At 39.5% G+C, this 6,408-nt stretch carries 6 protein-coding genes; all 6 read left to right on the top strand.

Features of this window, described 5'->3' with window-relative positions; translation table 11 throughout:
• Positions 1-306: 306 nt before the first annotated feature.
• From CYP84_RS08500 to nrfD, 6 genes are read left to right on the top strand one after another with little or no spacing between them, the layout of a single operon-like run.
• Positions 307-1,017, top strand: a complete 711-nt coding sequence (locus CYP84_RS08500) for a disulfide bond formation protein B (protein ID WP_103637266.1) — start codon at positions 307-309, stop codon at positions 1,015-1,017.
• A gap of 10 nt (positions 1,018-1,027) precedes the next feature.
• Entirely contained in the window at positions 1,028-1,921 is an 894-nt protein-coding gene (locus tag CYP84_RS08495) for a hypothetical protein (protein WP_103637265.1), read from the top strand.
• 22 nt (positions 1,922-1,943) lie between these two features.
• A complete protein-coding gene (locus CYP84_RS08490; RefSeq protein WP_103637264.1) occupies positions 1,944-4,235 on the top strand; it encodes a molybdopterin-containing oxidoreductase family protein in 2,292 nt (763 codons plus the stop codon).
• An 11-nt stretch (positions 4,236-4,246) separates the two neighbouring features.
• Entirely contained in the window at positions 4,247-4,798 is a 552-nt protein-coding gene (locus CYP84_RS08485; RefSeq protein ID WP_103637263.1) for a 4Fe-4S dicluster domain-containing protein, read from the top strand.
• A 10-nt stretch (positions 4,799-4,808) separates the two neighbouring features.
• Positions 4,809-5,447: a TorD/DmsD family molecular chaperone gene (locus CYP84_RS08480; RefSeq protein ID WP_103637262.1), complete on the top strand. Its 639-nt coding sequence runs from the start codon at positions 4,809-4,811 to the stop codon at positions 5,445-5,447.
• A gap of 10 nt (positions 5,448-5,457) precedes the next feature.
• Positions 5,458-6,342 (top strand): NrfD/PsrC family molybdoenzyme membrane anchor subunit, encoded by an 885-nt coding sequence (gene nrfD / locus CYP84_RS08475; protein WP_103637261.1) that lies wholly within the window; start codon positions 5,458-5,460, stop codon positions 6,340-6,342.
• Positions 6,343-6,408: the final 66 nt, after the last annotated feature.

Genomic DNA, 6,408 nt, shown 5'->3' with positions numbered 1-6,408 from the left:
TTTTTATTATATAAAGTAAAAATTAGCTATAAAAATATATATTTTAATATAAATTTAATAATTATAGTTATATTATTTTTCTCAGATAAGCATGCTTGTAGTTGAAAATTTACAAATTGGGAGCTCAAAATGGAATTTCTAATTTTGACGCTATTTCTGATTAGTGGGCTTATCTTATACATAAAGCCACAAATGAAGAAAATAGCAACGTCCTGTATGGCTTTGGGGTGCGTAATACTAGTTGCACTAGAATTTTACGTAAATTTATGGGTAGTCTTGCCAATAGGCAACTTTTAGGAGGGCAAGATGCAAACGAAACAAAATGAAATCCCAGCAAACGAACAAGGCTTTTTCAACCTTATGTCACTAGCCATCACTGCTCTTGTGGCACTTCCAGTTGGTATCGCCTGCTTAGTACTTGGCTTTGGGCTAGGTGATAACCCTTGCGTAATGTGCTGGGCCGAGAGGATCACGATGATAGCTATTAGCCTAATAGCGCTTTTCATCATCAGGTACGGACTAAAGCCTGGCTATCTGGCAGCACTTTTACTAATGGCTTGCTGGGGCATATTTAACGGCTTTATCCACTACAGCCTAGATGGAACATTTGGCGGCTATCTTGACATCAAACAAGGTTTTGGCCTTGAAATTTTAGGTGCCCACACTCAGTTTTGGGTTATGGTTGTTGATTTTTGTGTGATCATATTTTTGGCTTTTATATTTTTGTTTAGCAAAAATTTGGGCCTTATAATGCAAAAAAGCTCAAATGGCGAATATGGCGACTTTCTAAGCTACTTGCCGCTTGGCAAATTTGCAAATTTAGTCTTTATCGTGATCATACTTGCAAACTGCGTTCAAGCCTTTATAGCTTCTGGTCCACCACCATATCTAGGATCTAGCACACCACCAAGGATGAGTATCGATCCTTCAAAATGGTTCTGGGAGAAAGACCACTGGGATAGCTCGCTTGATTTTAGATTTGACTGGAACCCTGAGCTTCCAGACCTAGCAAAGTAAGGAGTCAAAGATGAAAAAGCTAATATTTTTTGTCGCATTGGCAAGCCTTGCTTTTGGGTTTAACTTTGACATGGATAGTAAAAAAGGAGCGATCCAAAACGTAAAGGAGCTAGGCCTTAAAGATACGCTCACTCTAAATTTGCAAAATGATAATGCAATAACTGGAGCCGACTACGATGAGAGCAAAAAGCACTTTGCCATTGTCTCAAACGACAATGAATTTTACATCGCAGATGAAAATTTAAAGCCACTAAGTTATGCTAAACATGACCGCCATTTTATAATGGAAATGGAAGCAACAGTTGGAGCTACTTGGTATAAAAAAGAGCTTGGCATGATAAGTTATAACAAAACTTTTGTATTTTATGAGCCAGCTAGCAACCTTAGTAAAGATGAGCAAAATAGCCAGTGGAGGCACCTATTAGCTGGATATGACGCGTGGAAGCTAAACGACCTTGGTAACAAGGGTAGATTTTCTACCATTAGATCAAAACAGCAGTACATCTTAGGATGGGACTACTTAGAAAGCGAGAATAAATTTTTCACAGCTAGCGTACCAAATGACGTTAGAGACTACTGGAGTGTGGCTATATTTGATGGTGACGACAAGATGATCTTAGAAGAATTTATGCCAAAAGCTGGAGCAAATTTAGAGCTAAAAGAGGGTAGAAATTTAAACAACTACTACATTACCGGCATCGACGTAGAGCCTGATGCGCTCTATCTTTTAAGCAAAAATTTCTCAACTATTTTAAAGTTAAATTTGACCACCAAAGAGATAGACGAGGCATTTAGTTTTAGTGGGGTAAATAACCCAAGAGCATTAGCGATCAAAGATAATAAATTTTACATCTTCTCACGAGAAGGCAAAGAGAATAAAGTTTTTATCTTTGAGATGAAATAGCCATCAAATTTAAGGAGAAAACATGCAAAGACGTTCTTTCCTAAAAGGCACGGGAGCAGCTCTGGCAGCAGCTGGAACAGCTCCTAGCCTATTTGGTATGGAGCAATTTGAGGTGGATTTTAACCCAAAATCCTATAAGAACGAGGAAAATGTAGAGTACCACTACCTAACCTGTCCTAGAAACTGCCGTGATGCCTGTTCGATGATCGCTGAGATCAAAGACGGCAAAATGGTAAGCATAAAAGGCGATCCAAAACACCCTCTAACGCAAGGCACAGTCTGCGTCAAGGGCCACACCTATGCCATGCACCTGTATAACGCTGACCGCATCATGCACCCTATGAAAAGAGTCGGTAAAAAAGGCGAGGGAAAATGGGAGAAGATAAGCTGGGATCAAGCCTTAAAAGAGATAGCTGCAAAGCTAACTGAGATAAAAGAGAAATTTGGCGGCGAGGCTTTGACTGAGTTTGTCTACTCTGGCAACGAGGGACATATCTCAAAAACTATCGCACCAGGAAATTTCTTTGAAAAATGTGGAGCCACAAGACTTGTTAGAAACCCTTGTGACTGGCCAAGATACGCGGGTACTCCTAGCGTTATAGGTACCGACTTCTCAAAAGATGCACTTGAGATCGATGAGAGTGATATGTACATTAGCTGGGGATCAAACGAAGCTTACACAGCCGTACACTGGATAAGATTTGCTCACCGTGTTAAAAAAAGAGGCGGAAAGATCATCGTTATAAATACGATAAGAATTCCTCTTGCAAACCAAGCTGATATGTTTATCCAGCTAAAACCATCTAGTGACCCTGCATTTTGTCTAGCGGTCTGCAAATTTTTGATAGAAGAAGATCTATATGATCATGAATTTGTAGAAAAATATACCACTGGCTTTGAAGATCTAGTACACGAGTGCTCACTCTACACCTATGGCGAGCTATCTGAGATGTGCGGAGCAAGTGTGGATCAGATCAAAGTTTTTGCCAGAGAGTACGCTCACGCAAAAGCACCAGCTATCATGCACGGCGACGGCGGACAAAGACACTTTAACGGAGCAAGACTTGTTCGTGCGGTTACATTTTTACCAGTTTTAACTGGCGCCTTGACAAAGCTTGGTGGCGGACTATTTTGGGCGTATGTGCATGTAAAAGGCTGCTTTAATTTCGACAACTGCATGCCAGATCTTTCTCCAAAAGATAAAGATGGCAAAAAGATAGAAAGACAGCAAATAAGCTATATAGAATTTGGCAAAGGCATACAAAAAGAAAATCCAACATATCTTGATAAGCCTATAAACACGGTCATTAGAGCATGCATCAACTACAACTCAAATTTAATGGTAACAGCACCAAATACAAATTTGATCAAAAAGCGTGTAATGGACGATGACTTCTTTTTGGTTGTAATTGATCCTTACGAAACAGATACCTGTGACTATGCTGACTATGTTCTACCTGGTGTTACATTTATGGAGAGTGAGGATATCCAAAACGACCAAATTTCTGGATACGTCTGCTACAACGCTCAAAGTGTAAAACCTCTTGGCGAAGCTAAGACAAATTTAGAGTTCTTCAACGCTCTTGCAAAAGCGATGGGCTATACAGAAGAGTGCTTTAACTGGGATAGTGAAACGGTTTGCAGACGCTTTTTGGATACAGAATTTGCCAAAAAACAAAACATCACCTATGAAAAACTAAAATCAGTCGGCTGGATCAAGCCATTTAGAACGCCTGAAACGATGAAAGATCAGTTCCCATACTACCCTTATGCGCCAAAAGACAAACTAGTATTTGGCACAAAGAGTGGAAAATGCGAGCTTTACTCACGAACCTTTAAAGACGCAGGATATCATCCAGTAATAGACCTTGAAACTGACTGGGACTACTATGAAAAGAGCAATAAATTTGGAAAAGACTATCTTAAGAAATATCCGCTTTATTTCATGACGCCAGGTACTCAGCTCCAAGACAACTCAAACTGGGGAAATATGCCTTATATCTTAAAAAGGGTTATCGTTAAGGGCAATGCTGAGCTATTTATGACACGTGAAGATATGGAAGCACGCGGTATCAAAAACGGAGATACAGTTGAGGCAACAAACGAAAAAGGTACAGCCGTCTTTACAGCAGTCGAGACAAATCAAATGAACCCAGGCATAGTCTATGCGTGGAACAACATCTGGGTAAAAGTGACAAAATCAAGAACTGGAGCAAACATACTTTGCTCTGATGGCGTTAGTGATCTAGGAAATGGCTCAACTTATACAGCTAGCTTTTGTGAAGTAAAAAAAGCAGCTAAACAAGAGATGTAAAGGGGTCTAAGATGAAAAGAAAACAAGGATTTTTATTTGATTATAACTTTTGTATAGGCTGCAAGGCTTGTGAAATTTCATGTCAAGTCTATCACAACCAAGATCCAGATATAAACTGGAGACATGTTGATGGTCTTATGATACATGAAGATGGCATAGAAAAAGAGATATTTATAACTCACTCTTGCCACCACTGCGATGAGCCAGCCTGTATGGATGTCTGCCCAGTTGGGGCTTATATCAAGCTAGAAAATGGAGTCGTACAGCCACTTCATGATAAGTGCATAGGCTGTGGATACTGCTTGTTGGCTTGCCCTTACGGCTCTATCACAAAAGGCAAAGACGGTAAAGCTCAAAAGTGCAATCTCTGCGCTGAAAAACTTGAGCGCGGTGAAGAGCCAGCTTGTGTAGCAGGCTGTCCGTGTGGAGTACTAAAACTAGTTGATAGCAACGTCAGCGACAGTGCTGGTATGCAAAAAGAGATGCCAGGCTTTAAACACTTCTTTACCAAGCCAAATATCCGCTTTTATCCAAGAATGAAGCGAAATGAATTCATACATTAAAGAGTAAAAGATGGATAAGGTCAAAGAAAAGCTTAGCGTTAGCCTTAGTGTTGAAGACTTTTTAAGGCGATTTTTCTTAGTAGAGCTTAGAGAGCAAAATTTAGATGAGCTCATAAGCCTAAGCTTTAATTTTAGTGATAAATTTAAAAATCACAACTTCATACTTTGGCTAAATAAGTGCAAAGATGATCTAAATTTGCTAGACGAGCTAAGATATGAATTTAATAGGCTATTTGTAGGGCCAAGACACCCAAAAGCTGAGCCATATGAGTCGGTTTATTTTGATTATAAAACGATGTTTGGCGAGAAGACTATACAAGTGCGTGGCTTTTATGAGAGCTCTGGGCTAAAACTTAGTAAAGAGCAGTTTGATAAATTTCCAGATGACTTCATCGGATACGAGCTGCAATACCTTTACTTTCTAAGTTTTAATGCCTTACAAACAGACGAAAAAGAGAAAATGGATGAAATTTTACATAAAAAATATGACTTCATCCGCACTCATCCGTTTGAGTGGTTTTATAAATTTAGCTCTCGCTGTAAGGAAGCTACAAATTTAGAAGCTTATGTGAGCTTTGCTGATTTTTTAAATTTATATCTTGAAAACGAGATAGAGCAGTCAAGAGCTCTTCTAACTTTTAAGAGTTAAAGGATAGATAATGGAACAAACAACTTGGGGATGGCTCATAGTCATATATCTCTTTTTAGGTGGTTTAGGTGCTGGGGCGTTTTTGTGCTCGGCTTTAGCCTACAAAGGCTTTTTGGGCAAGCTCGATGAGAAATTTTATAAATTTGGATTTTTGCTAGCGCCAATAGCGGTTATAGTTGGAACTGCACTTTTGCTATTTGACCTAGCACCAAGCGCAGCGATCAATCCAGCTAAGATCATAGGTCTTTACACAAGACCAGTTTCTATAATGAGTATCGGCACATATCTTCTAACATTTTTCATAATAGTTAGCGTGCTCGTGCTTTTACAAGTTAAAAAAGGCGCTAAAATTTGCGATATGATGCTTAGCTTTGGCTCACTGCTAGCGCTTGGAGTGATGGGTTATACTGGACTACTTTTATATGTAGTAAAAGCGATCCCACTTTGGGCAAGCATATGGCTACCGATACTATTTACTATCTCAGCCATATCAACAGGCCTTAGCGCAAACGCTATATCTGTGCTAAGTGGTGGTGGCGTTTTGAGCCATGAGTCACATAAATTTCACACTATTTTGGTGGCACTTGAAATTTTTGCCCTATTAATGCTATTTGCAAGCGTTAGAAACGAAGCTGCTGGCATGGCTAGCATAACTAAAATAGTATCAGGCTCTCTAGCGCCGATGTTTTGGATAGGTTTTATAGTGCTTGGTCTTGCACTGCCGTTAATTGGTGGCAGTAAATTTATGCTACAAAGATGTGGCGTAACAAAAGACGGAGCAGTATGCGGATGTAGCGAAGGCGTTAAAAGCTGTGTATATAATGAATATGGTGTTTTAATCGGCGGTTTTTGCCTAAGAGCATTTATCGTTCTTGGAGCAATTTATATATTTTAATAAACTTTCTCCCTTTAAAAACTAGGCCGGATATAATCCGACCTAGCTATCTAATCATTTCTCGCC

Source organism: Campylobacter concisus (assembly GCF_002912425.1).
Lineage (GTDB): Bacteria > Campylobacterota > Campylobacteria > Campylobacterales > Campylobacteraceae > Campylobacter_A > Campylobacter_A concisus_AH.
This window is presented reverse-complemented; position numbering and strand designations above follow the sequence as displayed.

What these genes read in the sequence shown, in the direction of transcription:
- nrfD (WP_103637261.1), top strand. Translation starts at nt 5,458, where the DNA reads ATGGAACAAACAACTTGGGGATGGCTCATAGTCATATATCTCTTTTTA.
- CYP84_RS08490 (WP_103637264.1), top strand. Translation starts at nt 1,944, where the DNA reads ATGCAAAGACGTTCTTTCCTAAAAGGCACGGGAGCAGCTCTGGCAGCA.
- CYP84_RS08485 (WP_103637263.1), top strand. Translation starts at nt 4,247, where the DNA reads ATGAAAAGAAAACAAGGATTTTTATTTGATTATAACTTTTGTATAGGC.
- CYP84_RS08495 (WP_103637265.1), top strand. Translation starts at nt 1,028, where the DNA reads ATGAAAAAGCTAATATTTTTTGTCGCATTGGCAAGCCTTGCTTTTGGG.
- CYP84_RS08480 (WP_103637262.1), top strand. Translation starts at nt 4,809, where the DNA reads ATGGATAAGGTCAAAGAAAAGCTTAGCGTTAGCCTTAGTGTTGAAGAC.
- CYP84_RS08500 (WP_103637266.1), top strand. Translation starts at nt 307, where the DNA reads ATGCAAACGAAACAAAATGAAATCCCAGCAAACGAACAAGGCTTTTTC.